The sequence below is a fragment of the Chromobacterium sp. ATCC 53434 genome (assembly GCF_002848345.1).
Classification (GTDB): domain Bacteria; phylum Pseudomonadota; class Gammaproteobacteria; order Burkholderiales; family Chromobacteriaceae; genus Chromobacterium.
In genome coordinates, this window is the sequence record NZ_CP025429.1 from 936,275 (window position 1) to 963,043 (window position 26,769).

Consider the following 26,769-nt stretch of genomic DNA (forward strand, 5'->3'; position numbering starts at 1 on the left):
GCGATGGCGGAGCAGAGGAAGATCCGGGTGGTGGTGGTCGACGATTCGGCGCTGATACGCAATCTGCTGACCACCATCGTCAACGAGGCGCCGGACATGGAGGTGGTGGCGACCGCCTCCGATCCGCTGATCGCCCGCGAGCGCATACGCGAGACCAGCCCGGACGTGGTGACGCTGGATGTCGAGATGCCGCGGATGGACGGCCTGGAATTTCTGCGCCGGTTGATGAGGCTGAAACCGACCCCGGTGCTGATGATCTCGTCGCTGACCGAGACCGGTTCCGAGACCGCGCTGGCGGCGCTGGAGATCGGCGCGGTCGATTTCGTGCACAAGCCCAGCGAGGACGTGTCGCGGCGCATGCAGGAATATGCCGACGAGATCCGCGACAAGCTGAGAATGGCGGCGGCGGCCCGACTGCGCCAGCCGCAGCGTTTCCGCCAGCCGCCACCGGCCGGGCGCGTCGTCGTCAGCGCGGGCTGGCGGCGCAACGCGATGGTGTTCGTCGGCGCCTCCACCGGCGGCACCGAGGCGATCAAGGACTTCCTGTCCGGCATGCCGGCCGACGGCCCGCCTATCCTGATCGTCCAGCACATGCCGGAGCATTTCACCTTCACCTTCGCCGCGCGGCTGGACAAGCTGTGTCCGATGCGGGTGAAGGAGGCGGAAGACGGCGAGCCGGTCCGGGCCGGGGTCGCCTATATCGCGCCGGGGCATTCGCATATGCGGGTCAGGCCGGGAAGCGCCGGCGCCTATCTGATCGCGCTGGACCAGGGAGAGCCGGTCAACCGCCATCGCCCGGCGGTGGACCCCTTGTTCGACTCCGCCGCCGACCATCTGGGCAAGGACGCCATCGGCGTGATCCTGACCGGAATGGGACGGGACGGCGCCGAGGGCATGCTGAGGATGCGCAATGCCGGGGCGCTGACCTTTGGCCAGGACGAGGCCAGCTGCGTGGTGTACGGCATGCCTCGCGAGGCGTTCCGGCTGGGCGCGGTGATGCATGTCCATCCGCTGGGCAGATTGGCGGCCAAGGTGGTCGAATGCCTGCAGAGCCAGGCGGAAAGGGTGGGCCCATGAGCGATGCAGGCATGCCGAACAGCCACCAGTATTTCGACAAGCATTTCCAGATGACGGCGGTCAAGGTGTTTCCCGGCGAGTTCCACGCGACTGATCAGCCACGCTTGTTGGTGACGCTGCTGGGTTCGTGCGTGGCGGTCTGCCTGAGCGACCGGCTGTCCGGCGTGGCCGGCATGAATCATTTCCTGCTGCCGGAAGGCTCGCTCGACCTGGGCTCCGGCGCTTCCGCCGCCCGCTTTGGCGTCAACGCGATGGAGTTGCTGATCACCGACATGCAGAAGCTCGGCGCGATGCGGCATAGACTGGAGGCCAAGATCTTCGGCGCCGGCAATGTGCTGGACGGCATGACGGTGGTCAACGTTGGCGAGCGCAACACCCACTTCATTCGCGGCTATCTGGCCAACGAACAGATTCCCGTCCTGGCCGAGGACCTGTTGGGCGATTGCGCGCGCAAGGTCTATTTTTTCACCAACACCGGCAAGGTGCTGATCAAGAAGCTCAAGCGCAGCAGCGGCGCGATCAAGGAGGAGATGCCTTATCGCGGCCGCATCCTGGAGCAGAACGAGGGCGCCAAGACCGGTGATATCGATTTGTTTATTTAGCCAAGGCGCGCTGGCGCCGGAGGAGGGGGCAATGGCGGGATTTTCCGCGTCGAAGCGCCGCGCGCTGGCGGGCCTGGCGGCCGGCTGCATCGGCGGCTGCGCCATGCACGGCGTCGCTTTCGTCACGCCGGGCGAGACGGTGCGGCCGGTCGAGGTTTCCGAGCAGCGGCTGGTGTACGAATATGCCCACGTCTACGGCGGCGAGCTGTCCGAAGCCGGCAAGCGCGCCGATGTCGCGTGCGGCGTCTCCGGCAGGCACGCCGTCTTGCTGCAGGTGGAAAAACGGGACGCCGAGCGCAGCCGGGCGGTGTTCCGCTGCCAATGAGGGCCGCGAACGCCGAGCCAGGGCGCGCCGACGCCGACCGGACGGAGGCGCGGCCGCTAGCGCTCCAGATACTTCAGCTTGTCCTTGACCTCGGCCCAGTCGGCGTGGTCCGGCAGCGGATCAACGCGCTCGACGATGCTGGGCCAGTTCTTCGCCAACTCGGCGTTGAGCTCGAGGAAGCCTTCCTGTCCCTTGGGCACGTCGTCTTCGGAATAGATGGCGCCTATCGGGCATTCCGGCACGCACAAGGAGCAGTCTATGCACTCGTCCGGGTCTATCACCAGGAAGTTCGGGCCTTCCCGGAAGCAATCCACCGGGCAGACTTCCACGCAGTCGGTGTATTTGCATTTGATACAGGCATCGGTTACAACGTACGTCATTCGTCTACCCTTCTAAAGCTGGATCGTGGTTCGGGATTACCGTCATTTTAGCGGCAATTCGCCGATTCCGTCGGATTCGGCAGCCTTGAACCCGATGTCTTATCCCTCGTACCGGGGCCGTTTCGCGCCCAGTCCCACCGGCCTGTTGCACGCAGGCTCGCTCAGCACCGCCGTCGGCAGCTATCTGGAAGCGCGCAGCCGCGGGGGCCAGTGGCTGCTGCGGATGGAGGACCTGGATCCGCCGCGCGAAGTGCCCGGCGCAGCCGCCGACATCCTGCGCACGCTGGAGGCCTTCGGCTTCGAGTGGGATGGCGAGGTGGTTTACCAGAGCCGGCGCCATCCACTGTACCGCGAAGCGTTGAACCGTTTGATCGATGCCGGCCATGCCTATGGCTGTTGCTGCACCCGCAAGGAGATCGCCGAGCGCGCTCGGCGCGGGCTGGACGGCCATGTCTATCCGGGAACCTGCCGCAACGGCTGCCCGGATGGCCGCGCAGGCCGGGCCTGGCGCTTGCGGGTCGGGGAGGGGGAGCGCGTGCTGCGCGACCGGCTGCAGGGCGAGTATGGCCAGAACCTGGCGCGCGACATCGGCGATTTCGTGCTGCTGCGCGCCGACGGCTTCTGGGCCTATCAGCTGGCGGTGGTGGTCGACGACGCCGAGCAGGGCGTCACCGACATCGTCCGCGGCGCCGACCTTCTGGTGTCGACGCCGAGGCAGCTCGCCGTCTACGACGCGCTGGGCCGGGAAGCGCCGGGCTATTGCCATCTGCCGGTGCTGACCAATGCCGCCGGCGAAAAACTGTCCAAGCAGACGCTGGCGCCGGCGATAGGCGTAGACGACGCCGCGCGCTGCCTGCGCGGCGCGCTGGCGCGGCTGGGGCACGCGCCGCCGGCCGAGTGCGGCGATCTGGCCGAGCTGTGGCGCTGGGCCGTCGCCAACTGGTCGCTGTCCCGCGTGCCGCGCGGTCCGCTGCTGGCGGCGTCCGATTGATTCCATCCGCAAGCTGAATGGCATAAGTTGCTGGCGCCGCACGATTTTTTTTAAAAAAAATCGCCGATGCGACATGTTTTTACGTCAAAACTGTGTTTTAATGCGCCCTTTTTTTCGACGCGGCAGCAGGCGCCAAGCGCCGCCGGCCGGCCGGATGTTCCGGTTTCGTCTATCGTGAAGCCAGCGGCGCGAGCCGGCTGGCGCTGTTTGCCACTTCCCGCATGTTTGACGCCAGGCCCGGCCGCCTGGCGCGCGATGCTTTCGTTCGCGACGGAGAATCAGGTTTGAGCGAAAACCGTTCCACCCACAATAAAGGCTCGCTCGGAGTCTGGATGTGCACCGCCCTGGTAGTGGGCAATATGATAGGTTCCGGCGTGTTTTTGCTGCCGGCTTCGCTGGCGCCGTTCGGCGGCGTATCGATGCTGGGCTGGCTCTTGACCTCCGGCGGCGCCATCTGCCTGGCGCTGGTGTTTGCCCGCCTGTCGGCCATCCTGCCGCGCGAAGGCGGTCCGTACGCCTACATTCACGCCGGCTTCGGCGATTTCGCCGGTTTCTGGATAGCCTGGGGCTACTGGATCGCGCTGTGGGCCGGCAATGCCGCGCTGGCCGTGGCCGCCACCAGTTATATGCAGGTCTTCTTTCCGGCGCTGGGCCATGACGAGCCGCTGGCCGGCGCCGTCGCCATCGGCCTGATCTGGATCGTCACCTGGATCAACAGCCGCGGCGCGCGCAGCTCCGGCATGGTCGCGGTGGTGACCACATTGCTGAAATTGCTGCCGCTGGCGGCGGTCACCTTTATCGGCTTCTTCCATTTCCAGCCGGACAATCTGGCGTTCAATCCGCACCACAAGCCGCTGCTGTCCTCGCTGTCGGCGACGATGGCGCTGACGCTGTGGGCCTTCCTGGGACTGGAGTCGGCCTCGGTGCCGGCCGGCGACGTGGTGGAACCGGAGAAGACCATCCCGCGCGCCACCGTGATCGGCACGCTGCTGGCCACCGTGCTCTACATCCTGTCCACGGTATCGTTGATGGGCTTGATGCCGGCCGACGTGCTGGCGGCCTCCCAGGCACCGTTCGCCGACGCCGCGCGGCTGATGTGGGGCGACTGGGGCTATTGGGCGGTCGGCTTCGGCGCGGTGGTGTCCTGCTTCGGCGCGCTGAACGGCTGGAGCCTGATGCAGGCGCATGTGCCGGCGGCGGCGGCCAAGGACGGCCTGTTCCCCAGCCGTTTCGGCCAGCGCAACGCGGCCGGCGTGCCCATCTTCGGCCTCTTGCTGTCCAGCGGCCTGGTCACCGTGCTGATGGCGATGAAGTACGCCGGCGGCGACAGCGGCGTCAAGATCTTCGAATTCATCATCCTGTTGGCCACCGCCACCACGCTGCTGCCGTACGCCTTCTGCTCGATGGCGCTGATCGCCATCATGCTGATGCGCGGCAAGGAGTTCTCCGCGCGCGATTTCGTGGCGCCCGGTTTCTTCGCCGGCATCGGCTTCGTCTACTCGCTGTGGGCGCTGTACGGCTCCGGCGCCGACATCGTGATGTGGGGCATGCTGCTCTTGCTGCTGGGCCTGCCTATCTATGTCTGGCAGTTGAAGGAGCGGCACGCGGCGGGCTAGCCGTGGTAGCGAGCCAAAAAAAGCACAGCTTTTATGCTGTGCTTTTTTCGTTTTCGAATGATTTCGAATGTAAATTTTGAGCGTATTTTTTCCTTGAAAAACATTTTCTCATATCGTTTTAAGTAGAAATAATAACGGCTTGCCAAGCCTGCGCGACTGCCACCATAATCGCCGAATCATACAGGAGAGAGCGGCTTGCTGGCCGCCGCCGAAGGCGCAAGCGCACCCGCAATCGCTCAGGCAAAAGGACTGTATCATCGGGCCGGCGGCAGCCGGTTCGCGCAATCTGGAGAGCGGCGCCGCCACGGCGCCCACCGAAGGGGCTAACGGCTTATACGGCCGGAAAATCTCAGGTGCCGGGACAGAGGGGTGTGGTTGATGAGGCTATCCACACTTTTCTCGAAGGACGCGCGCCATGACGGCTCCGAAACGTACTCCGCTGTTTGAAGCCCACCTCGCCGCCGGCGCCAAGATGGTTGATTTCGCCGGTTGGGAAATGCCCATCCACTACGGTTCCCAGCTGAAAGAACACGAAATCGTCCGCAGCGACGCCGGCATGTTCGACGTTTCCCATATGACGGTGGTCGACATCACCGGCTCCGACGCCAAATCCTGGCTGCAAAAACTGATCTCCAACGACGTGGCCAAGCTCGGCTTCGAGGGCAAGGCGCTGTATTCCGGCATGCTGACCCCGGAAGGTACCGTCGTCGACGACCTGATCGTTTATCTGACGTCCTATGGCTACCGCATGGTGGTCAACGCCGGCACCACCGACAAGGACCTGGCCTGGATGGAGGGCCAGAAGGCCGGCCTCGACGTGGCGCTGAAAGTGCGCCGCGATCTGGCGATGCTGGCGGTGCAGGGTCCCCGGGCCATTGAAAAAGTCTGTGCCGTCAAACCGGAACTGGCCGACGCCATCGGCGCGCTGAAAGTGTTCCAGGGCCTGCCGCAGGGCGAATGGTTCTATGCCCGCACCGGCTACACCGGCGAGGACGGCCTGGAAATCATGGTGCCGGCCGATCAGGCCATTTCCTTCTTCAATCAATTGCAAGCCGCCGGCGTCGCGCCCATCGGCCTGGGCGCGCGCGACACGCTGCGCCTGGAGGCCGGCATGAATCTGTACGGCCACGACATGGACGAGACCGTGTCGCCGCTGGAAGCCGGCATGGGCTGGACCATCGCCTGGGAGCCGGCCGAGCGCAAGTTCAACGGCCGAGAGGCGCTGGAAGCTCAGAAGGCCGCCGGCGTGAAGATGAAGCAGGTGGGCCTGGTGCTGGAAGGCCGCGGCGTGCTGCGCGAGGGCCTGAAGGTGGTGGTGGATGGCGTGGGCGAAGGCGTGATCACCAGCGGCACCTTCTCGCCGACGCTGAAACACTCGATCGCCATCGCCCGCGTGCCGGCCGCCACCGGCGCCACCGCCCAGGTGGACCTGCGCGGCGCGCTGACCGATGTCCGCGTGGTCAAGATGCCTTTCGTGCGCAACGGCAAGAAAGTATTCGAATAAACCGGCCGGCGCCGAGGCGCCGCCATCCCGATCATAGCTAGGACTGGAGAAAACCGAGATGAGCAATATCCCCGCCGAACTGAAATACGTCGACAGCCACGAATGGCTGCGCCTGGAAGCCGACGGCTCCGTCACCGTCGGCATCACCGAGCACGCGCAGCAGCTGCTGGGCGACATCGTCTTCGTCGAGCTGCCCAAGGTCGGCGCCGTGCTGGCCCGCGATGAGCAGGCCGGCGTGGTGGAGTCGGTGAAGGCCGCTTCCGACGTCTACTGTCCGATCGCAGGCGAAGTGCTGGCCGTCAACGAGGAGCTGGAAGGCGAGCCGGAACTGGCCAACACCGACCCGTACGGCGACGGCTGGTTCTTCAGGATCAAGCCGGCCAAGGCCGCGGATCTCGACGGCCTGATGGACGCCGCCGCCTACGCCAAGGAAATCGGCGCCTGATAGCCTGACCGCCCCGCCGTCGCAAGACGCCGGGGCGTTGTTTTTTCCGGCGCGGCCTCGTCTAGGCCGCCGCAACGAAGAAAGTCCCAAGCATGTCGCTCTCCGAACTCTTCAATCGCCACGAATTCATCGCCCGCCACATCGGGCCGTCAGACGCCGAGCGCGCCGAGATGCTGGCCGCCGTCGGCGTGCCGTCGATAGACGCGCTGGTCGACCAGACGCTGCCGGCCGACATCCGCCTGAACCGCCGGCTGGACCTGCCGGCGCCGCAGCCGGAAGCCGAGGCGCTGGCCGCGCTGAAGGCCGTGGCGTCCAAGAACATCGTCAACAAATCCTTTATCGGCCTGGGTTACTACCCGGTGCTGACGCCCACCGTCATCCTGCGCAATGTGCTGGAAAACCCGGGCTGGTATACCGCTTACACGCCGTACCAGGCTGAGATCGCCCAGGGCCGGCTGGAGGCGTTGTTGAACTTCCAGCAGATGGTGATAGACCTGACCGGCCTGGAAATGGCCAACGCGTCCTTGCTGGACGAGGCCACCGCCGCCGCCGAGGCGATGGCGATGGCGAAACGCGTGTCCAAGTCCAAATCCGTCAGCTTCTTCGTCGACAGCCGCGTGCTGCCGCAGACGCTGGACGTGATGAAGACCCGCGCCAAGTACTTCGGTTTCGAGCTGGTGTCGGGCCACCCGGAGGAGGCCGGCAACGGCGACTATTTCGGCGCGCTGTTCCAGTATCCGGGCGAGGCCGGCGACCTGATCGATCTGACTCCGCACATCGCCGCGATCAAGGCCAAGGGCGGCGTCGTCGCCGTCGCCGCCGACGTGATGGCGCTGGTGGCGCTGAAGTCGCCGGCCGAGATGGGCGCCGACATCGCGCTGGGCAATACCCAGCGCTTCGGCGTGCCGATGGGCTTCGGCGGTCCGCACGCCGCCTACTTCGCGTTCCGCGACGAGATGAAGCGCTCGGCGCCGGGCCGCATCATCGGCGTGTCCATCGACGCCAAGGGCAAGACCGCGCTGCGGATGGCGCTGCAGACCCGCGAACAGCACATCCGCCGCGAGAAGGCCAACTCCAACATCTGTACCAGCCAGGTATTGTTGGCGAATATCGCCGGCCTGTACGCCGTCTACCACGGCGCAGAGGGCGTCAAGCGCATCGCCGCCCGCATCCACCGTCTGGCGGCGATCTTCGCCCACGCGGTGAAGGAAGCAGGCGGCAAGCTGGTCTTCGACCGCTTCTTCGACACCGTGCAGGTGGACGCGGCCAAGGCCGACGCCATCTACGCCGCCGCGCTGGCCGCCGGCTACAATCTGCGCCGCGCCGGCAAGACCGTGTTGGGCGTGGCCTTCCACGAAGCGGCCACCGAAGCCGACCTGTCCCGGCTGATCGAGCTGTTCACCGGCAAGCCGGCCGACCTGGCCCAGCTTGACGCCGCCGCCCAGGACGCGATTCCGGCAGCGCTCAAGCGCGAATCGGCCATCCTGAGCCACCCGGTGTTCAACACCCACCATAGCGAGCACGAGATGCTGCGCTATATGAAGAAGCTGGAAAACCGCGATCTGGCGATGAACCACTCGATGATCTCGCTGGGCAGCTGCACGATGAAGCTGAACGCCACCAGCGAGATGATTCCGATCACCTGGCCGGAATTCGCCAATATGCACCCGTTCGCGCCGCGCGAGCAGACGGTCGGCTATCTGCAGCTGATCGAGGGTCTGCAGACGCAGTTGAAGGCGATCACCGGCTTCGATGCGATCTCGATGCAGCCGAACTCCGGCGCCCAGGGCGAGTACGCCGGCCTGCTGGCGATCAGCCGTTACCACGAGTCGCGCGGAGAGGGGCACCGCGACATCTGCCTGATCCCGCAATCGGCGCACGGCACCAATCCGGCCACCGCGCAGATGATGAATATGCAGGTGGTGGTGGTGAAGTGCGACGACGCCGGCAACGTCGACGTCGCCGATCTGAAGGCCAAGGCCGAGCAGCACGCCGCCAATCTGGCGGCGCTGATGATCACCTATCCATCCACCCACGGCGTGTTCGAGCAGGGCATCAAAGAGATCTGCGAGATCGTCCACGCGCACGGCGGCCAGGTCTACATGGACGGCGCCAACCTGAACGCCCAGGTGGGCCTGACCCGTCCGGCCGACATCGGCGCCGACGTGTCGCACATGAATCTGCACAAGACCTTCTGCATCCCGCACGGCGGCGGCGGCCCCGGCATGGGCCCGATCGGCCTGAAGGCCCATTTGGCGCCGTTCATCGCCAACCATGTGGTGGCGCCGGTGCCGGGCGCGGTGGAAGGCCAGACCGCGGTGTCCGCCGCGCCGTTCGGCTCCGCATCCATCCTGCCGATCTCCTATATGTATATCGCGATGATGGGCGCCGAGGGCATGAAGCAGGCCACCGAGAACGCGCTGTTGTCGGCCAACTACCTGGCCACCCGTCTGGCCGAGCACTTCCCGGTGCTGTACACCGGCGCCAATGGCCGCGTCGCGCATGAGTGCATCATCGATCTGCGCCCGCTGAAGGCGGCTTCCGGCGTGACCGAAGTCGATGTGGCCAAGCGTCTGATGGACTATGGCTTCCACGCGCCGACGATGAGCTTCCCGGTGCCGGGCACGCTGATGATAGAGCCGACCGAATCGGAGCCCAAGGCCGAGCTGGACCGCTTCATCGCCGCGATGGCGGCCATTCGCGCCGAGATCGCCCAGGTGCAGGACGGCGCGTGGCCGGCGGACAACAACCCGCTCTGCAACGCGCCGCACAGCAAGGCCGACATCGCTGGCGACTGGAGTCGTCCGTACAGCCGCGAGCAGGGTCTGTTCCCGCTGCCCTATGTGCTGGAGAACAAGTTCTGGCCGAGCGTGAACCGCATCGACGATGTCTATGGCGACCGCAACGTGGTGTGCAGTTGCCCCGGCATGGACGCTTACCAGTAAGCTGTGTCGGCGACACCGCGCCCCGCATAGCCTGCGGGGCGTTTTTTTTGCCGCAGGCGCCGGCCATCGATAGCGGGGCCGATGCCGGGCGTGACGGCATATTGTTATTTCCAAATTGGATAAGTATTAATACTTAACTCCCTATCGAGATAGGTATTAATACTTAGCCTCTTTCCCGCATTTGGCAGCCTGGATAGCCAGCATCTGCATAAATTTGGCCTTCTTAAAAATATCAACATTGTCACAATGTCCTAAGCTGACTACTACTTAGATAAGTGGTGGTACTTAGTCGGCTCGGCATCATCGTCGGCGGGTACCGGTTTTGGCAGGCAGGCAAAGCAGGGGCAAGCGAGATGGGTGCTGCAGATTTTGACGGATACTATCGCAATAACGGTTCTTTCTATGGAGACAAGCCGTCTCCGTTCCTGGTGCATTATCTGGAGAAGTATGGTGTGAAGGGCACCGGACCCGGGCTGGACCTGGGTTGCGGGCAGGGACGCAATGCGCTGTACCTGGCTTCCTGCGGTTTCTCGATGTGCGGCGTCGACGAATCTTCGGAGGCGGTGGAGCGGCTGAGCGCGCAGGCGGGCGAACGCCGGCTCGACGTCAGCGCCAAGGTGGTCAATCTGGCCAATCTGGAAATCGAGCCGCGGCGCTATCAGGTCATTGTCGCCAATACCTCGCTCGATCATCTGGACGAGGCGTCCGGCCATCGGCTGGCGCAGGCGATGATGGATGGGCTGGTGCCGGGCGGTTATCTGTTCGTGTCGGTTTTCATGGTCAATGACCCCGGTTGCATCGTCGACGGCGGACAAGCCAGCGAGACCGCCGCCTACGTCCGCCATTACTACCGGCCGGACGAATTGCGCCAGCAATTCTCGTCGTTGGCGCTGCTGGCCTACCAGGAAGAGTATGCGCTGGATGTCGGGCACGGCCTGCCGCACTATCACGGCATCGCCAGGTTGTTTGGCCGCAACGACCAGTTGCGGGCCGTCTGAGACAGTCCGACACAGGAAAAGGCGGGGCGCGGGGCGCTCCGCTTTTTTTATTGCCGAATGCGATAGCCGACGCTTTAAACGGTCTAAACGGTTCGTAAGCGAACTATTTCGATGGACCGCCGCCGCGGCGCCTATGCGTCGAAATCCACTGGCGGACGCGATTTGCTTGCTACAATGGCCGCTGCCGCCGAAAAGCGACGATCAGCATTTTTTGATGGATAAATAAAAGGTTAGCGGCAAGCATGCCGAACAATAAAGTGATCTCCTGGCAGGGAGACAAACTGGAAATGCTGGAAGCCCTCAGCTTGCCGGTATGGGTGTTCGATATCGATCACAAGCGAGTGTTCTGGGCCAATGGCGCCGCGCTGCAGCTGTGGGGTGCGGACAGTCTGGCCGAGCTGCGCACCCGCGACATGGCGGCGGACATGTCGGTGTCGGTGGCTCAGCGGCTGGGTCAGTACCAGCAGGATTTCGAGCGCGACAACGCCGTGTTCACCGAAAGCTGGACATTGTATCCCAATGGATTGCCGCAACTGCTGAAAGTGGCGTTCCGCGGCATCCGCGTTGATGGCCGGATGATGATGTTCTGCGAGGCGCAGAACACGCTGAGCGCCGATCCGGCCACGCTGCGCAGCGCCGAGGCGCTGATGCACACCTCGACGCTGATCACCTTGTACGACGGCGCCGGACGGGCGCTATACCGCAATCCGTCGGCGCGGGCCAAGGTGGCGCACGCGGCGGAGGATTGGCGCGGCCGTTTTCTTCACGACGCCGACTGGCAGGCGTTGAAACAGGGCGTGGTCGCCGCCGGAGAGGCGCGCCGTCTGGCCCAGGTGCAGACCCGGCTGGGCACGCGCTGGCACGAGATCGCCGCGCGCGCCTGCCGCGACGCGATTTCGGGCCAGGACGCGCTCTTGGTCAGCGAGGTGGACATCACCGATCTGAAGCATGCCGAGGCGCGCGCCAGCTTCCTGGCCAACCACGATGTGCTGACCGGCCTGCCCAATCGCAACGGCATCCGCAGCGAATGCCTGCCTTATCTGCAGCAGGCCCGGCGCAATGGCCGCGAAGTGGCGCTGATGTTCATCGACCTGGATCGCTTCAAGAACGTCAACGATTCGCTGGGCCACGCCAGCGGCGACGAATTGCTGATCCGCATGAGCGGCCGGCTGACGCAGCTGCTCGGTCACGACGACAAGGTGGCGCGACTGGGCGGCGACGAATTCCTGGTGATGCTGGCGGCGCCTCAAGCCGAGGCCCGGGCCCAGGAGTTGGGGCGCCGAATCCTGCAAAGCCTGGGCATGCCTGTGCGGCTGGGCGGCATGGATGTCAGCGTGTCGGCGTCGATAGGCGTCAGCCTGTGCGGCGATGGCGCGCTCGATATCGAGCAGATGATGCGGCACGCCGATCTGGCGATGTATGCCGCCAAGGATGCCGGACGCAACAACCTGGTGTTCTTCACGCCGGCGCTGGAGGCGCGCAGCCAGGCGCAGCTGGCGCTGGAGCACGACATCCGCCGCGGCCTGGAGCGGGGGGAGTTCATCGCCCATTTCCAGCCCAGGGTCAATGTCGCCAGCGGCCAGGTGGTCGGGGCGGAGGCGCTGGCGCGCTGGCAGCATCCGCAGCGCGGCTTGCTGATGCCGGATACCTTCGTGTCCTTGTGCGAAGACTGCGGCATGATTCTGGAGCTGGGGCGGCAGATTCTGCTGCAGGCGGCGCGACAGCAGCGATCGTGGCGGGAGCGCGGCCTGGACCTGACGGTGTCGGTCAATCTGTCTGCCTGCCAGTTCGTCGATCCGGCGCTGCCGGCGCTGGTGGCCCAGGTCATCGCCGACAGCGGCTGCCAGCCCGAGCGGCTGGAACTGGAGATCACCGAGTCGGTGTTGCTGGGTCACGACGAGCAGACCATGCGCACGCTGCAGGCCTTGCGCGACCAGGGCGTGCGCATCGCGGTCGACGACTTCGGCACAGGCTATTCCAACCTGGCCTATCTGCAGCGCTACCCGCTGACCTCCTTGAAGATAGACCGATCGTTCATCGCCGATCTCGACGAGAAACCGGCGATCGCCGAGCTGATCACCACGCTGTGCCGGATGATGGGTCTGAACATGGTGGCGGAAGGCGTGGAGACGCCGCGGCAGCTGCAGTGGCTGGCCGCGCGAGGCTGCCAGGAATATCAGGGCTTCCTGTGCAGCCCGGCCCTGCCGGCGGCGGCGTTTGCGCAATTATTGCTGTGAGAGCGCGATCCGGCGGCGGCCTCGGAAGGGGCTGCTTTCCGCGCCCGGCAACCGGCAGAAGACCGCCGATGCCGCAAAAGGATCGTGAACAGGCTCTTATATCAATATGTGGATTAAGTCGTGGTTTTTATCCCGCTGTTGGCTTACCCTAGGGCGGTTCATGCGCACGGCATCGCCGCCGCGCGCCGCAAGGAGAAAACCATGAAGATTCCGCGTCTCGCCCTGCTGGCGGCCTTGCTGCCGCTGGCCGCCGTCGCCAGGCCGCTGACCGTCTGCACCGACGCCAATCCGGAAGGCTTCGACGTGGTGCAGTACAACTCGCTGGTCACCACCAATGCCTCGGCCGACGTGCTGATGAACCGGCTGGTCGAGTACGATGCCGCCAGCGGCAAGCTGCGGCCCAGCCTGGCGCGCAGCTGGGATGTCGGCGCCGACGGCTTGAGCTATACCTTCCATCTGCGCGCCGACGCCGCTTTTCACAATACCGATTATTTCAAGCCGACGCGCAAGCTGAACGCCGACGACGTGGTGTTCAGCTTCGAGCGCATGCTGAATCCCGAGCATCCCTGGTACAAGACGGCGCCCTCCGGTTATCCGCATGCGCAGGCGATGCAGTTTCCGAAGCTGATCAAGGCGGTGCGCAAGCTGGACGCGCAGACGGTGCGCTTCGAGCTCAATTATCCGGAAGCCACTTTCCTGTCCAGCCTGACGATGGGCTTTGCCTCGATCTATTCCGCCGAATACGCGGCGCAGCTGCTGGCGGCGGGCAGGACGGCCGACCTCAACAGCAAGCCCATCGGCACCGGTCCCTTCGTGTTCAAGAGCTTCGCCAAGGACGCGCTGGTGCGCTACCTGCCCAATGCCTCATATTTCGGCGGCAAGCCCAAGGTGTCCGGGTTGATTTACGCGATCACGCCGGACTCCAGCGTCAGATTGCAGAAGCTGCGGGCCGGCGAATGCCAGATCGCGCTGTCGCCTAAGCCGCAGGACGTGCAGGCCGCCAAGTCCGATGCCAGGCTGCAGCTGTTGAGCACGCCGGCCTTCATGACTGCCTTTGTCGCGCTGAACAGCCAGAAGAAGCCGCTGGACAATCCGCTGGTGAGACAGGCGATCAATCTCGCCTTCGACAAAAGCCATTACTTGAAGGTGGTGTTCGACAACACCGCGACGCCGGCCAATCTGATCTATCCGCCGAATACCTGGAGCTACGACAAGACCGTCAAGCCCTACCCGCACGATCCGGCACAGGCGAAGAGGTTGCTGGCGCAGGCCGGCTATCCAAACGGTTTCGACATCTCGGTGTGGGTGCGGCCGGGCGGCAGCACGCTCAACCCGAATCCGAAGGCCGGTGCCGAACTGCTGCAGGCCGACCTGGCCAAGATCGGCATCCGTCTGCAGATCAAGGTGCTGGAGTGGGGCGAGTTGATCAGGCGCGGCAAGGCCGGCGAGCATGAGATGCTGTTCATGGGCTGGGCCGGCGACAACGGCGATCCGGACAACTTCCTGACGCCGCAGTTTTCCTGCTCCGCCGTCCAGTCCGGCACCAACTTCGCGCGCTATTGCGAGCCCAAGCTGGACAAGCTGATCGCCGACGGCAAGCGGACCAGCGACTTCAAGGCCAGGACCAAGCTCTACCAGGCGGCGCAACGCATCGTCCACGATCAGGCTTTGTGGCTGCCGCTGGCCCATCCGACCGCCTTCGCGCTGGCGCGGAAGGAAGTGGCGGGCTTCGCGGCCAATCCCTATGGGCGCGTCAGTTTCGCCGGCGCCAGTCTGAAATGACAGTTGGCAAAATAAAAACCGATTAGTCCCTCTCTTTTTGCGGTATGCTTGTTCTAGCGCAAGCGGCGGCGCCGGCGGCCGGCCAATAATCGGCAATGCCTTCCGGCGCGGCCCGCGCTGTTGTCGCCGCGAAGCAAGTTGCATATTGCCTGCCCGCTTTTGGTAGTATTGCTGTAGTGGCCGCTTGCGTTACGGTCACGAGGAGAGAGAGGAGCGCCTGGCGTTTGGCGTGTCTTGCTTGTTCTTAGAATGTGCCCGCCCGCGTTGCGCGGCCGCTTGCGCGCAGCATGCCGGCGGGACGATAAATGATAAAACAATAGATGCAAACCAGACGAACACAGCAAAGCCGCAGGGAGTCCACCATAGGCAAGTTGGTGGAGGCGGCGATAGAGTGCCTGATGGAAAGCGGCTACCACGGCACCAGCGTGCAGCTGATCTGCGGTCGCGCCGGCGTGTCGCAGGGGGCGCTGTTCCGCCATTTCGCCACCAAGAACGAGCTGATGCAGCCGGTCGGGCGCAAGGTGGTCGACGATATCTTCGACACCGCGCTGGGGCTGGCCAGCCAGTTGCCGGCCAGCATGCCGGAAGAGGAGCGCATCGTGGCGCTGATGAAGGCGTTGGTGATGTCGCCGCGCCACATCGTGCTGCTGGAACTGTTGATGGCCGCGCGCACGACGCCGGATCTGCGCGACATCTTCCTCGGCAGCTCCAGCACCTATTTCCGCGACCGTTTCGTCGCGATGATGGCCTCGCTGTTCCCGCGCTACGCGATTTCCACCGGTTTTTTCGCCACCTTGCTGACGATGATGACCACGATGCACGGCATGGCGCTGTACCGCACGCTGTCCGAGCATCCGGATGGCGACCGCATGCGCGAGCAGTGGCTGCAGACGGCGCTGAAGGCGGAGCTGGAGCGGATACGGCAGGAGGGGGCGGATACCCGCAACCCGGTGTATCAGCTGCCATTCTGATCGAGTTTGAAATCCAAGCCGGTCCTCCCGTCGGGGAGGGCCGGTTTTTTATTTGCCGCTCGAGCAGGCCGGCGCCAGGTCGGCAAGCGCTTGCAGCCCGGCTTCGGGCTGATCGGGCGGGATGCCGCCTATCACCAGGCGGCAGGTCTTGTCGTCGAGGCTGACATCCAGCATCGCTTCGTAGTCGGTTCCAGCCTGTGGTGTGAATTTGACGGCCTGCGTGTCGCAGCGCCAGCCGCCGACATCGTTGAAGGCGGCGGTCAGCGTCGTGATCTTGCCGGCGGGGAGCCGGTATTCCTGATAATAAGCCGCGGAAAACAGCGTGCTTCTTGCCGACAGGCCGCGGCTATTCGGCGTTTCCGGCATGCCTATGCTTTTATTGCTGGCCAGGTGCAGGAAGGATTTGAACGCCTGCGATTCGACAATGCCGCGATGATTGCCGAGCAGCGAAAAGCGATAGCAATCGCGGCCGGGAAACAGGCCCAGCGCCACGCCATTTTGTTGAAATATGCGGATTCTGGCGAAGTCGTCTGGCGGCGCGGCATCGTCGGCGCGGCTGACTGCGGAGAACGACAGAACGGACAGAGCGAATGCGATCAGAGGTGTTTTCATATCATATTCAGAGAATGCAAAAAGACCCGCCGAAGCGGGTCTTTTCGTTGCTACATTCGCGGGTTCTTGCGTCGAACCGTTGAATTAGAAGCTGTGAACCATGTTCACGCCGAAGGCCTTGATCTTGTCTTCGCCGTTGTTCACCAGAGCAGCTGCGTTGTCTTCCAGCTTGATCTGACCGTATTGCGCGCCGATGGTGGTGCGCTTGGACAGAGCGTAGTCAACGCCCAGCACGAATTGCTTGTAGCCGGTGTTGTCCAGCTTGTAGCTGCCAGCCTTGATGTCCTGGCCTTGAGCGTAGGTGAACTTCGGAGTGAACGCGCCCAGCGTGTAAGCGGCGGTCAGGGCGTACTCGGTCGACTTCAGCGAAGCGTTGTTGCCGATCAGCGGGGCTGCGGCGTCAATTTCTTGCTGAATGCCGGCAACTTGTGTCTTGGTGGCCAGAGCGCTCAGATGGGTCGACGAAACATCGCCCTTCGATTGCTTGTAGCCCAGGCCGACGAACAGGTTGTTGGCATTGTAGCCGACTTCCAGCTGGTGCTTGTCGTTGGCGATGCTAACCTTGGATTCGTGGGTGTAGCTGTACTTGCCGAAGAAGCCGCTGTTCTCGTAGCCCAGGCCCAGAACGCTGGTTTCGCGATCGTCGGTGCCGACAGCCTTGTTTTCCTTGGCGCCGTATTGCAGCGAGGCGGTCAGGCCCGGAACCACGGCCGGCAGGTCGTAGCGCACGGAGTTCTTCAGGCGGGTGTTGTCGCGGGTGAAGATGCCCAGGCCCAGCGCGTTGCTGTTGTATTGCCATACGTCAACAGTGCCCATGTCGCTGTCGCCGTAGTTGGAGATGTTGCCCAGACGCAGGGTACCCAGGTTGCTTTGCAGGCCAACGAAGGAGTTGCGGTTGGCGAAGGTGCCGGAGCTGGAGCCGCTGTAGGTGCCGTCAGTAGCGCTGCCGTTGTGGCCGCCGTCGATAGCGAAGCCAGTTTCAACTTGCCAGATAGCCTTCAGGCCGCTGCCCAGATCTTCCGAACCCTTGAAGCCGATGCGGGAACCCAGGTCGTCAACATTGGTTTTCTTGGTGGTGCCGTTGTCGACGTTCTCAATGCCACCCTTCAGGGTGCCGTAGATGGTTACGTCAGCGAATGCGGCGGCCGGCAGAGTGGCTACCAGCAGGGCGATCAGACTTTTTTTCATGGTCAAGTCATCCTTTTTTAGGTTTAGGAATGTGAGCAAATGCTATTGGCTGGGTTGTGGGAATGCAACTTAAGCGAGCCAATTGTGTTGCGATCAAGCAACTAATGCCGCAGTTTCTTGGCGGCAATGTTCGTTTTTGTATGTTGTAACTGTTTGAATGGTATGAGGTATTACTGTGCTTGAAGCGAGGTTTCACGGGTGTTGTAAAAAAGAGTCAAATGCCGTGTATGCTTGTTTGTGATGGGATATGCCGTGGAGTGGAGAGGTTGCCAGGCAAAAAAATAGCCCGCTTTTGTCGAGCGGGCCGGAAAATCAACGTGACTTGAAGTGAATCCAGCAGGCGCGGATTGCATCCACTTGAATTCGCTTGCGATCATCTTAAAAGAAAGCATCAACTATGTAAATTGAGCGAATGCTCGGCGAGCGTGGCCTGTCTGTATGCGTAGTGTTTGCAAGTCATTGGTTTTGAATAAAAATGTCCGCCATGCTTCGTACTTGTAAATATTATGCATATTCAGATTTGATGTTTTTTTGCGACGTCGGCGCGGCGCGGGCATCCTGGCGGCGATGCCGGAGAGGGGCTGGGGCGCGGCGGATGCGGAAATGAAGAGGTATATAAAGGTATGCGGACTCTGACGGTGATGGGGGCGGGGCGGCTCGGTTGCAGCCTGGCCAGGCTGGCTCATTTGTCCGGGCACTATCAAGTGCTCGATGTGGTCGGGCGGAGGCCGGAGCCGTTGCGGCGGGCTCGCGAGTTCATCGGCGCCGGTCGGGAGGCGACCGATCTCGGCCAACTGCGGGCGGCCGATTTTTACCTGCTGTCGGTGCCCGACGGCGAGATCGCCTCATGCGCGAACGACTTGGCGGCTGCCGGGGTCGCGCCGGCCGGTTGCGTGGTCTTTCACGCCAGCGGCGTCGGAGAGGCGGCGCTATTGGCGCCGCTGGCCGAGCGGGGCGTGCTGACGGCCAGCCTGCACCCGGCGTTCTCCTTCGCCGATCCTGCCCGGGCGGTGGCGGATTTCGCCGGCACCTTGTGCGCGCTGGAGGGCGACGAGGATGCTTGCACGCGGCTGGAGGCGCTGGCGCTGGCCTTGGGCGGCCGGCCGTTCCGGCTGGCGCCGGGCGGCAAGGCGGCTTATCACGCCGGCCTGTCGGTGGCGTCGAACTTCCTGGTGGCGCTGACGGCGATGGCGCAGCGGCTGACCGCGCGCGCCGGGGTGCCGGACGAATTGGCGCAGCCGCTGCTGGGCGGCTTGATGCGGCAGACGCTGGAGAACGCGCTGGCGCTGGGGCCGCGGGACGCGCTGACCGGCCCGATCGCGCGCGGCGACGTCGGCACCGTCGAGCGCCATCTGGCGGCGCTGGGCGATGCGGAACTGGCGGCGGCCTACCGCGCGCTGGGGCGGCAGACGGTGGCGCTGGCCGGCGACCGGCTGCCGGACGCGGTGCGCCTGCGCTTGCTGGCGCTGCTTTACTGAGCGCGTATGCTGAACACCTGGCGCAGGTAGGCGAGGAAAGTCTCGTCGCTGCACATGGTCTTGCCGGGGCTGTCCGACAGCTTGGCCACCGGCTGGCCGTTGCAGCTGACCAGCTTCAGCACGATCTGCAGCGGCTCCAGTCCCATATCGTTGGTGAAGTGGGTGCCGATGCCGAAGCTGACCTGGATGTGCGGGCTGAAGTGGCGCTGCAGTTCCAGTGCGCTGTCCACGCTGAGGCCGTCGCTGAAGGTCAGCATCTTGGCGGCCGGGTCTATGCGCAGCTTGCGGTAATGGGCGATCGCCTTCTCGCCCCAGACGTAGGGATCGCCGCTGTCGTGGCGCAGGCCGTCGAACAGCTTGGCGAAGTAGAGGTCGAAGTCGGCGAGGAAGGCGTCCATGCCGACGACGTCGGTCAGCGCGATGCCGAGGTCGCCGCGGTATTCCTGCACCCAGGATTCCAGCGCCGCCTTCTGGAAGTCCCGGAGCCGCACGCCCAGCGCCTGGAAGGCCTGGAAGAATTCGTGGGCCATCGTGCCGATCGGCGTGATGCCGAGTTCGCGTGCCAGATAGACATTGCTGGTGCCGCGGAAGATCTGCGGCAGCGCGCGGTTCAGCCTCTCGACCACATGGGCCTGCCAGGCGCGGCTGAAGCGGCGGCGGGTGCCGAAATCGGCGATCAAGAGCGGGAAGCGCTGCTCCGGGGCCTCGTCGCGCAGGAAGCGTTCCAGCGTGGCGATCTTGGCTTCGAGCCGGCGATGGCCCTCGGCGCGCACCGCCTCGCTGTCCAGCGGATGGAAATACAGCTCGTTGACGATGGCCAGCACGAAGATTTCGAAGAACATCGCCTGCACCATCGGCCCCTTGATGCGGATCGCCAGCTGCTCGCCTTCCTCGCTGACACTGATGAAGCGGCGTTGCAGGTGGAACAGCTCCAGATAGTCGACGTAGTCGCTCTTGATGAAGCGCAGGCCGCGCAGATAATCCAGCTCGTCCTGGCTGAAGCGCAGCTCGCACAGCAGGTCCAGCTGGGCCTCCAGCTGGGCTTTCAGTTGCGACAGCGGCGTGTCCGGATGGTTGCGGCAGCGGAACTCGTACTCGCCGTGGGCGGCCGGGAACTGGTGCAGCACCACCTGCAGCATGGTGAACTTGTACAGGTCGGTGTCCAGCAGCGACCGGATGATGGGCGTGGTCTTGGGCATGGCGGCGCGTCTCAGGCGGCGTGGATCACGAAGATGGCCGGGCGCTTGTGCAGATCGGGCGGATTTTGCGGCCAGTCCTGCACGCGGTGGCTGACGATGGTCTGCGTCGGCAAGGTCAGATCGCAGGCTACCGCGAGCCGGGTCGACGGCGCCAGCGTTTCGCGCAGTTGCGCCAGCAGCGCGTTGTTGCGGTACGGCGTCTCGATGAACAGCTGGGTCTCGTCGTTCTTGCGCGAGCGCTGCTCCAGCTCCTTCACCAGCCTGGCTTTTTCCGCGGCGTCGACCGGCAGGTAGCCGTGGAAGGAGAAGCGCTGGCCGTTGGCGCCGCTGGCCATCAGCGCCAGCAGGATGGACGAGGGACCGATCAGCGGTTCGACGCGGATGCCGTGGCGGTGCGCCAGCGCCACCAGCTGGGCGCCGGGGTCGGCCACCGCCGGGCAGCCGGCCTCGGAGATCAGGCCGACGTCGTGGCCGGCCTGCAGAGGCGCCAGCAGCGCGGCGACGTCGGCCTGCTTGGTGTGCTCGTTCAAGGTGCTCATGGTAAGCTCGCGTATCGGCGTGGTCACGCCCAGCGCCTTCAAATGCTTGCGCGCGGTTTTTTCCGCCTCGACGACGAAATGGGCGATGTGGACGATTTTGGCGCGCTCGCCTTCCGGCAGCCAGGCGACGTTTTCGTCGCCGAGCGGCGCCGGGATCAGAAACAGGGTGCCGCTCATTGCAGCACCTCCACGCCTTCGTTGGCCAGCATGGTGATCAGCTGGAACAGCGGCACGCCGATCAGCGCGTTCGGATCGTCCGACTCCACTTTTTCCAGCAGCGCGCCGCCCAGGCCCTCGCTCTTGGCGCTGCCGGCGCAATGGAGCGCATCCGGCTCGCGGGTAAGATAATTGCGGATCTGGGCTTCTGTCAGCTGGCGCAGCGTGACGCGGGTGATGCCGACGCATTCCTGCAACCGGCCGCTGTCGCTGTTATGCAACGCCAGCGCGGAGTGGAAGACCACGGTGCGGCCGCTCATCCACTTCAGCATTTCCACGCCCTGTTCGAAGCCGCCGGGTTTGCCTATCTGCTTGCCATCCAGCAGAGCCACCTGATCGGAGCCTATGATCAGCGAGCCGGGATGCTTGCCGGCCAGCGACTGGGCCTTGGTGCGCGCCAGGCGCACCGCGGTTTCCAGCGCGGTTTCTCTGGGGAGGGGCGTTTCGTCGCAGACAGGTGGTTCGGCGCTGAAGGGCAGGCCCAGGCGGGCGATGATTTCTTGGCGGTAGCGGGAGGTGGAAGCCAGTACGATGTGCATGATTCGAGCCGGTTGATGGCAATGCCGAGCGCGCCATCCGGCCGCTCCGTCCTTGCCTTGTTTCTTTTGACAAATCAGGGGAGTGGATTGTAACATGCTGGGTTTATGTCTAAACCGATTTTGATCGACCCGCTCAAGTTCGCCCGGGAAGGGCGTTCGCAGTCCGGCCAAGTGCCGGTTTGCGAGCTGGACGAGCGCGTGCACAGCGACCTGTCGGATACCTCCGGCACGGTGTCGTATGAGCTCACAGGCTTTCGTGACGAGCTGCAGCGTTTTGCGCTGCGCATCCGTTTGACCGCGGATTTGCGAGTCACCTGCCAGCGCTGTCTGGACGGCATGCCGTTCAGCCTGGACACCGATTCGGTGCTCACGCTGTTTACCAGTCAGGAAAAGCTGGCCGAGGCCTGCGAGCTGAACGAGGAGCTGGATGCCGTTCTCGCCGAGCCCGAACTCGACGTAACTGCGCTGATCGAAGACGAAATCATCATGGGCTTGCCGCATTCGCCGAAACACGACGAATGTGGCGGGGATACTCTCTCGCTCGCCAAGGCTGACAAGCCCAACCCGTTTGCGGTGCTGGCGGCGCTTAAGAGACCCAAGTCCGAGTAACCCGGATTCGTATTAGAATCTACTTGAATTTCTTAGGAGTCGACCATGGCTGTTCAACAGAACAAAAAGTCCCCGTCCAAGCGCGGCATGCATCGTGCACACGATTTTCTGACGGCTCCGGCCCTGGCAGTTGAAGCCAGCACCGGCGAAGCCCACCTGCGTCACCACATCAGCCCGAACGGCTTCTACCGTGGTCGCAAGGTTGTGAAGACCAAGGGCGAGTAATCTCCCGCGTTTTCACTTCCTTTCCTTTTTTGGTAGGTACTTTTACCGCAATCGTTGATGACTATCACCGTCGCGGTTGATGCTATGGGCGGTGACGTTGGCCTCAAGGTTACCGTCCCGGCATCGATCCAATTCCTGCAAGACCACCCCGACACCCATCTGATTCTCGTAGGCGACCAGCCGGCCCTGGAGGCTGAACTGGCCCTGCACGCGGGCGCCGTGCGTGAGCGCATCCTCATCCAGCATGCCACCCAGGTGGTGGGCATGGACGAGGCGCCTCAGCTCGCCCTGAAGAACAAGAAGGACTCGTCGATGAGGGTGGCGATCAACCTGGTCAAGGAAGGCAAGGCGCAGGCCGCCGTGTCCGCCGGCAACACCGGCGCGCTGATGGCTACCGCCCGCTTCGTCCTGAAGACCATTCCCGGCATTGACCGTCCCGCCATCGCCAAGCTGCTGCCCAATGTCAAAGGCACTTCCTGCGTGTTGGACCTGGGCGCCAATGTTGATTGCACACCAGAACAACTGTTGCAGTTCGGCATCATGGGCGCCGAGCTGGTGGTCTGCCTGCAAGGCAAGACCAATCCTTCCGTCGGCCTGCTGAACATCGGCAGCGAGGATATCAAGGGCAACGACAACATCAAGAAGACTGCCGAGCTGTTGCGCCAGTCGGAGCTGAATTTCTACGGCAACGTGGAAGGCGACGACATCTGCAAGGGCACGACGGATGTGGTAGTCTGCGACGGTTTTACCGGCAATGTTGCGCTGAAGACAGCTGAGGGGCTGGCGCACATGTTCGCCGTTTTCCTGAAGGAAGAGTTCGGTCGCAGCTGGTGGACGCGCTTGTGCGCGCTGGCCGCGCTGCCGGTGCTGGCTCTCTTCAAGAAGCGCATCGATCCGCGCCGCTACAACGGGGCCAGCTTGCTGGGCCTGCGCGGCATCGTGGTGAAGAGCCACGGTGGGGCCGATGTCACAGGATTCCGTTACGCGTTGGCGCAGGCATGCGAGGAGGCCGGCTCCGACGTGATTGGTCACATTGCCGAACGGATTGCTAAACAATTAGACAATCTCAAGCAGTCCGAGGCAGAAGCGAACTGACAAACATGGGCTATTCCCGCATTCTCGGAACCGGCAGCTTCCTGCCGTCCCGAGTGCTCACCAATGCGCAATTGGCCGAGCGAGTGGATACCAGCGACGAGTGGATCGTAAGTCGCACCGGCATCCGCGCGCGCCATATTGCCGATGATCAGCACAAGACCAGCGATCTCGCGCTGAGGGCGGCGGAAGCCGCCATCGCCAGCGCCGGCATAGACAAGGGCGAGATCGACCTGATCATCGTCGCCACCACTACTCCCGACATGGTTTTCCCCAGCACCGCCTGCATTCTGCAGGAGAAGCTGGGTCTGCCCGGCATTCCCGCTTTCGACGTGCAGGCCGTTTGCGCCGGCTTCGTCTACGCGGTGGCCACCGCCAATGCCTATATCAAGAGCGGCATGGCGAAGAAGGCGCTGGTGATCGGCGCCGAAATCATGTCGCGGGTGCTCGATTGGGATGATCGTCGCACCTGCGTGCTGTTCGGCGACGGCGCCGGCGCCGTGGTGTTGGGCGTGTCCGACGAGCCCGGCATCCTGCATGCCAAACTGGCCGCCGACGGCCGTTACCAAGGCTTGCTGAATACGCCGGCGCAGATCTCCGGCGGCAAGATCCAGGGCATGCCGTATCTGCACATGGATGGCCCGGCGGTATTCAAGTTCGCCGTCAAGTCGCTGTCCGAGATCGCCGTCGCCACGCTGGCCGAGGCCGGAGTGGAGAAGTCGGCGGTGGACTGGCTGGTGCCGCATCAGGCCAATCTGCGCATCATCGAATCGACCGCCAAGCACCTGGGCCTGCCCATGGACAAAGTGATCGTCACGCTGCCGGAGCAGGGCAACACCTCGGCCGCGTCGATCCCGCTGGCGCTGGACGCCGCGGTGCGCGATGGGCGCATCCGCCGCGGCCAGACCGTCCTGCTGGAAGGCATAGGCGGCGGTTTCGCCTGGGGCGCGGCGCTGCTCATCTACTGATAAACCGGCGTCAAGTGGCGTTTTCGCCGTCCAATCGCCGCCGATGACAACATTTGTTGCATGGCGGGCTTGGCAGCGGGCGTCGCTTTGCGTCATGCTTTGCGTCGAATTCACGTGGAGTCGACTATGGCTTTTGCATTTCTTTTCCCGGGGCAGGGCTCGCAGAGCCTGAAAATGATGGACGGCTTCGCCGACCTGCCCGTGGTGCAGCATACTTTCGAGGAAGCATCGGACACGCTGTCCGTCGACCTGTGGGCAATGCTGCAGGCCGATAGCGCCGATGCCATCAACGCCACCGTCAATACCCAGCCCATCATGCTCGCCGCCGGCTATGCCGCCTATCTGGCCTGGCAGGAGCTGAACGGCAAGCAGCCGTCCGTCGTGGCCGGCCACAGCCTGGGCGAATATACCGCCCTGGTGGCGGCTGGCGCCTTGCCGTTCGCCGAAGCGGTGAAGCTGGTGCGCCTGCGCGCCGAGGCGATGCAGCAGGCGGTGCCTGCCGGAACCGGCGCGATGGCCGCCATTCTCAACCTGTCCGACGACGACATCCGCGCCGCCTGCGTGGAGGCCGCCGACGGCGAGGTGGTGGAGGCCGTCAATTTCAATTCGCCGGGCCAGGTGGTGATCGCCGGCAACAAGGGCGCCGTCGAGCGCGCGATGGAGCTGTGCAAGGCTCGCGGCGCCAAGCGCGCGCTGCCGCTGCCGGTGTCGGTGCCGTCGCATTGCTCGCTGATGCGACCGGCTTCCGAGCAACTGGCGGCCGCGCTGGCCGAGGTTCATCTCAATGCGCCCGCAATACCCGTATTGCATAATGCCGATGTTGCCAGTTATGGTGACGCTGAGCGGATCCGCGACGCGCTGATCCGTCAGCTGTACATGCCGGTTCGCTGGACCGAAACCATCCAGAAGCTGGCTGCCGATGGCGTGACGCTGATGGCCGAGTGCGGTCCGGGCAAGGTGCTGGCCGGCCTGGCCAAACGCATAGACGGCAACGTCAAGTGCCTGGCGCTGACCGACCGCGCGGCGCTGGAAGCCGCGCGCGAGGCGCTGGCCTGATCGACATTCCGGCGGCCGGCCCCGCGGCGGGCCGCCATCGTCCCTTCGGCGCGAGCCGGGCGGGGCGTTGACAACAAGGAGACACATTGATGAGTCTGCAAGGCAAAGTGGCGCTGGTGACCGGCGCCTCGCGCGGCATAGGCGCGGCGATCGCCGACGCGCTGGCCGCCGAGGGCGCCGTCGTGATCGGCACCGCCACGTCGGAATCCGGCGCGGCCGCCATCCATCAGCGGCTGTCCGCCGCCGGCGGCGCCGGCCGCGTGTTGGACGTCACCGGGCAGGGCGCCGTCGAGGCGCTGATCGAATTGGTGGAGCAGGAGTTCGGCGCGGTGGCGATTCTGGTCAATAATGCCGGGATCACTCGCGACGGCCTGTTGATGCGGATGAAGGACGACGATTGGGACGCCATCATGGACACCAATCTGAAGTCGGTGTTCAAGACATCGAAGGCAGTGATGCGCGGCATGATGAAGGCCCGCAGCGGCCGCATCATCAACATCGCCTCGGTGGTCGGCGCGATGGGCAATGCCGGCCAGGCCAACTACGCGGCCGCCAAGGCCGGCATCATCGGCTTCACCAAGTCGATGGCGCGCGAGGTCGGCAGCCGCAACATCACCGTCAACTGCGTGGCGCCGGGCTTCATCGACACCGATATGACCCGCGCGCTGCCGGAAGCGCAGCGCGAGGCGCTGGTGGGCCAGATTTCTCTGGGCCGCCTCGGCGACGCCAGTGATATCGCCGACGCCGTCGTGTTTCTGGCGTCGGACCGCGCGGCCTACATCACCGGGCAGACCCTGCATGTGAATGGCGGGATGCTGATGCCTTGAGGCCAGTCGCCGCCATAGCAAGATTTAGGTAGGCTGCTCTAATTTTTTTTTGTAGAATACCGGGGTTTTGTGATCCCGAATCAGAAAGGTCAAGGGTTTAACCAAATGGAAAACATCGAACAGCGCGTCAAGAAGATCGTTGCCGAACAACTGGGCGTGAACGAAGCCGAGATCAAGATCGAAAGCTCTTTCGTTGACGATCTGGGCGCGGACTCCCTGGATACCGTCGAGCTGGTGATGGCGCTGGAAGAAGAGTTCGAGTGCGAAATTCCGGACGAAGAGGCCGAGAAGATCACGACCGTTCAGCAAGCCGTCGACTACGTCACTGCCAACCTGAACAAGTAATCC

26 protein-coding genes and 2 riboswitches are annotated in these 26,769 nt (G+C 64.0%); of the genes, 20 read left to right on the top strand and 6 right to left on the bottom strand.

Annotated elements, in window-relative coordinates; translation table 11 throughout:
- Positions 1–3: 3 nt before the first annotated feature.
- From CXB49_RS04385 to CXB49_RS04395, 3 genes are read left to right on the top strand one after another with little or no spacing between them, the layout of a single operon-like run.
- Positions 4–1,077, top strand: a complete 1,074-nt coding sequence (locus CXB49_RS04385) for a chemotaxis response regulator protein-glutamate methylesterase (RefSeq protein WP_101707249.1) — start codon at positions 4–6, stop codon at positions 1,075–1,077.
- The gene (cheD, locus tag CXB49_RS04390; RefSeq protein ID WP_101707250.1) at positions 1,074–1,679 is read left to right on the top strand and encodes a chemoreceptor glutamine deamidase CheD; all 606 of its coding nucleotides are present in this window, start codon (positions 1,074–1,076) and stop codon (positions 1,677–1,679) included. Before CXB49_RS04385 ends, cheD begins: the two co-directional genes overlap by 4 nt.
- A gap of 31 nt (positions 1,680–1,710) precedes the next feature.
- Positions 1,711–2,004, top strand: a complete 294-nt coding sequence (locus CXB49_RS04395) for a hypothetical protein (RefSeq protein ID WP_101707251.1) — start codon at positions 1,711–1,713, stop codon at positions 2,002–2,004.
- A gap of 56 nt (positions 2,005–2,060) precedes the next feature.
- Here CXB49_RS04395 and fdxA read toward each other — a convergent pair whose 3' ends face one another.
- Entirely contained in the window at positions 2,061–2,384 is a 324-nt protein-coding gene (fdxA, locus tag CXB49_RS04400; protein ID WP_101707252.1) for a ferredoxin FdxA, read from the bottom strand.
- A gap of 94 nt (positions 2,385–2,478) precedes the next feature.
- Here fdxA and gluQRS point away from each other — a divergent pair, with 94 nt between their 5' ends.
- From gluQRS to CXB49_RS04445, 9 genes are all read left to right on the top strand, one after another.
- Positions 2,479–3,375, top strand: coding sequence for a tRNA glutamyl-Q(34) synthetase GluQRS (gene gluQRS / locus CXB49_RS04405; RefSeq protein ID WP_101707253.1), 897 nt, complete (start codon positions 2,479–2,481; stop codon positions 3,373–3,375).
- 332 nt (positions 3,376–3,707) lie between these two features.
- A complete protein-coding gene (locus CXB49_RS04410) occupies positions 3,708–4,991 on the top strand; it encodes an amino acid permease (RefSeq protein WP_233492937.1) in 1,284 nt (427 codons plus the stop codon).
- A gap of 171 nt (positions 4,992–5,162) precedes the next feature.
- A riboswitch (glycine riboswitch) is annotated at positions 5,163–5,253 on the top strand.
- A 14-nt stretch (positions 5,254–5,267) separates the two neighbouring features.
- Positions 5,268–5,366: riboswitch (glycine riboswitch) on the top strand.
- A 40-nt stretch (positions 5,367–5,406) separates the two neighbouring features.
- Positions 5,407–6,495, top strand: a complete 1,089-nt coding sequence (gene gcvT / locus CXB49_RS04415) for a glycine cleavage system aminomethyltransferase GcvT (protein ID WP_101707255.1) — start codon at positions 5,407–5,409, stop codon at positions 6,493–6,495.
- A gap of 58 nt (positions 6,496–6,553) precedes the next feature.
- Positions 6,554–6,940, top strand: coding sequence for a glycine cleavage system protein GcvH (gcvH, locus tag CXB49_RS04420; RefSeq protein ID WP_101707256.1), 387 nt, complete (start codon positions 6,554–6,556; stop codon positions 6,938–6,940).
- Positions 6,941–7,032: 92 nt separating this feature from the next.
- Positions 7,033–9,885: an aminomethyl-transferring glycine dehydrogenase gene (gcvP, locus tag CXB49_RS04425; protein ID WP_101707257.1), complete on the top strand. Its 2,853-nt coding sequence runs from the start codon at positions 7,033–7,035 to the stop codon at positions 9,883–9,885.
- Between the two features lie 353 nt (positions 9,886–10,238).
- A complete protein-coding gene (locus CXB49_RS04430; protein WP_101707258.1) occupies positions 10,239–10,883 on the top strand; it encodes a bifunctional 2-polyprenyl-6-hydroxyphenol methylase/3-demethylubiquinol 3-O-methyltransferase UbiG in 645 nt (214 codons plus the stop codon).
- Positions 10,884–11,125: 242 nt separating this feature from the next.
- Positions 11,126–13,120 carry a bifunctional diguanylate cyclase/phosphodiesterase gene (locus tag CXB49_RS04435; RefSeq protein WP_101707259.1) on the top strand — a complete coding sequence of 665 codons (1,995 nt, stop codon included), beginning with the start codon at positions 11,126–11,128 and terminating at the stop codon, positions 13,118–13,120.
- 201 nt (positions 13,121–13,321) lie between these two features.
- Positions 13,322–14,902 (top strand): ABC transporter substrate-binding protein, encoded by a 1,581-nt coding sequence (locus CXB49_RS04440; RefSeq protein WP_101707260.1) that lies wholly within the window; start codon positions 13,322–13,324, stop codon positions 14,900–14,902.
- A 320-nt stretch (positions 14,903–15,222) separates the two neighbouring features.
- A complete protein-coding gene (locus CXB49_RS04445; protein ID WP_101707261.1) occupies positions 15,223–15,873 on the top strand; it encodes a TetR/AcrR family transcriptional regulator in 651 nt (216 codons plus the stop codon).
- A 48-nt stretch (positions 15,874–15,921) separates the two neighbouring features.
- On the opposite strand, the gene CXB49_RS04450 is transcribed toward CXB49_RS04445, so the two are convergent.
- Together CXB49_RS04450 and CXB49_RS04455 are read right to left on the bottom strand one after the other, a co-directional pair.
- The gene (locus CXB49_RS04450) at positions 15,922–16,485 is read right to left on the bottom strand and encodes a hypothetical protein (protein WP_101707262.1); all 564 of its coding nucleotides are present in this window, start codon (positions 16,483–16,485) and stop codon (positions 15,922–15,924) included.
- An 84-nt stretch (positions 16,486–16,569) separates the two neighbouring features.
- Positions 16,570–17,673, bottom strand: coding sequence for a porin (locus CXB49_RS04455; RefSeq protein WP_101707263.1), 1,104 nt, complete (start codon positions 17,671–17,673; stop codon positions 16,570–16,572).
- A gap of 623 nt (positions 17,674–18,296) precedes the next feature.
- Here CXB49_RS04455 and CXB49_RS04460 point away from each other — a divergent pair.
- The gene (locus CXB49_RS04460; RefSeq protein WP_101707264.1) at positions 18,297–19,151 is read left to right on the top strand and encodes a Rossmann-like and DUF2520 domain-containing protein; all 855 of its coding nucleotides are present in this window, start codon (positions 18,297–18,299) and stop codon (positions 19,149–19,151) included.
- Here the strand turns inward: CXB49_RS04460 and pncB are convergent.
- The 3 genes from pncB to CXB49_RS04475 are packed head-to-tail and all read right to left on the bottom strand — an operon-like array spanning position 19,145 to position 21,644.
- Complete coding sequence (gene pncB / locus CXB49_RS04465) at positions 19,145–20,350, bottom strand: nicotinate phosphoribosyltransferase (RefSeq protein WP_101707265.1); 1,206 nt, start codon at positions 20,348–20,350, stop codon at positions 19,145–19,147. The two genes, CXB49_RS04460 and pncB, sit on opposite strands and share 7 nt — an antisense overlap.
- A gap of 11 nt (positions 20,351–20,361) precedes the next feature.
- The gene (locus tag CXB49_RS04470) at positions 20,362–21,066 is read right to left on the bottom strand and encodes an SAM-dependent methyltransferase (protein WP_101707266.1); all 705 of its coding nucleotides are present in this window, start codon (positions 21,064–21,066) and stop codon (positions 20,362–20,364) included.
- Entirely contained in the window at positions 21,063–21,644 is a 582-nt protein-coding gene (locus CXB49_RS04475) for a nucleoside triphosphate pyrophosphatase (protein ID WP_101707267.1), read from the bottom strand. Before CXB49_RS04475 ends, CXB49_RS04470 begins: the two co-directional genes overlap by 4 nt.
- Positions 21,645–21,749: 105 nt before the next feature.
- Between CXB49_RS04475 and CXB49_RS04480 the strand changes: the two genes are divergently transcribed.
- From CXB49_RS04480 to acpP, 7 genes are all read left to right on the top strand, one after another.
- Positions 21,750–22,253 (top strand): DUF177 domain-containing protein, encoded by a 504-nt coding sequence (locus CXB49_RS04480; RefSeq protein ID WP_101707268.1) that lies wholly within the window; start codon positions 21,750–21,752, stop codon positions 22,251–22,253.
- Positions 22,254–22,298: 45 nt separating this feature from the next.
- Positions 22,299–22,478 (top strand): 50S ribosomal protein L32, encoded by a 180-nt coding sequence (rpmF, locus tag CXB49_RS04485; protein ID WP_011136965.1) that lies wholly within the window; start codon positions 22,299–22,301, stop codon positions 22,476–22,478.
- A 57-nt stretch (positions 22,479–22,535) separates the two neighbouring features.
- Positions 22,536–23,573 (top strand): phosphate acyltransferase PlsX, encoded by a 1,038-nt coding sequence (gene plsX / locus CXB49_RS04490; RefSeq protein WP_101707269.1) that lies wholly within the window; start codon positions 22,536–22,538, stop codon positions 23,571–23,573.
- Positions 23,574–23,578: 5 nt separating this feature from the next.
- Positions 23,579–24,538 (top strand): beta-ketoacyl-ACP synthase III, encoded by a 960-nt coding sequence (locus CXB49_RS04495; RefSeq protein ID WP_101707270.1) that lies wholly within the window; start codon positions 23,579–23,581, stop codon positions 24,536–24,538.
- 126 nt (positions 24,539–24,664) lie between these two features.
- Positions 24,665–25,594 carry an ACP S-malonyltransferase gene (fabD, locus tag CXB49_RS04500; RefSeq protein WP_101707271.1) on the top strand — a complete coding sequence of 310 codons (930 nt, stop codon included), beginning with the start codon at positions 24,665–24,667 and terminating at the stop codon, positions 25,592–25,594.
- Positions 25,595–25,683: 89 nt separating this feature from the next.
- On the top strand, positions 25,684–26,421 hold the full coding sequence (gene fabG, locus CXB49_RS04505) for a 3-oxoacyl-ACP reductase FabG (RefSeq protein ID WP_101707272.1): 738 nt from the start codon (positions 25,684–25,686) through the stop codon (positions 26,419–26,421).
- A gap of 105 nt (positions 26,422–26,526) precedes the next feature.
- Positions 26,527–26,766 carry an acyl carrier protein gene (acpP, locus tag CXB49_RS04510; RefSeq protein WP_101707273.1) on the top strand — a complete coding sequence of 80 codons (240 nt, stop codon included), beginning with the start codon at positions 26,527–26,529 and terminating at the stop codon, positions 26,764–26,766.
- The last annotated feature ends 3 nt before the right edge of the window (positions 26,767–26,769 follow it).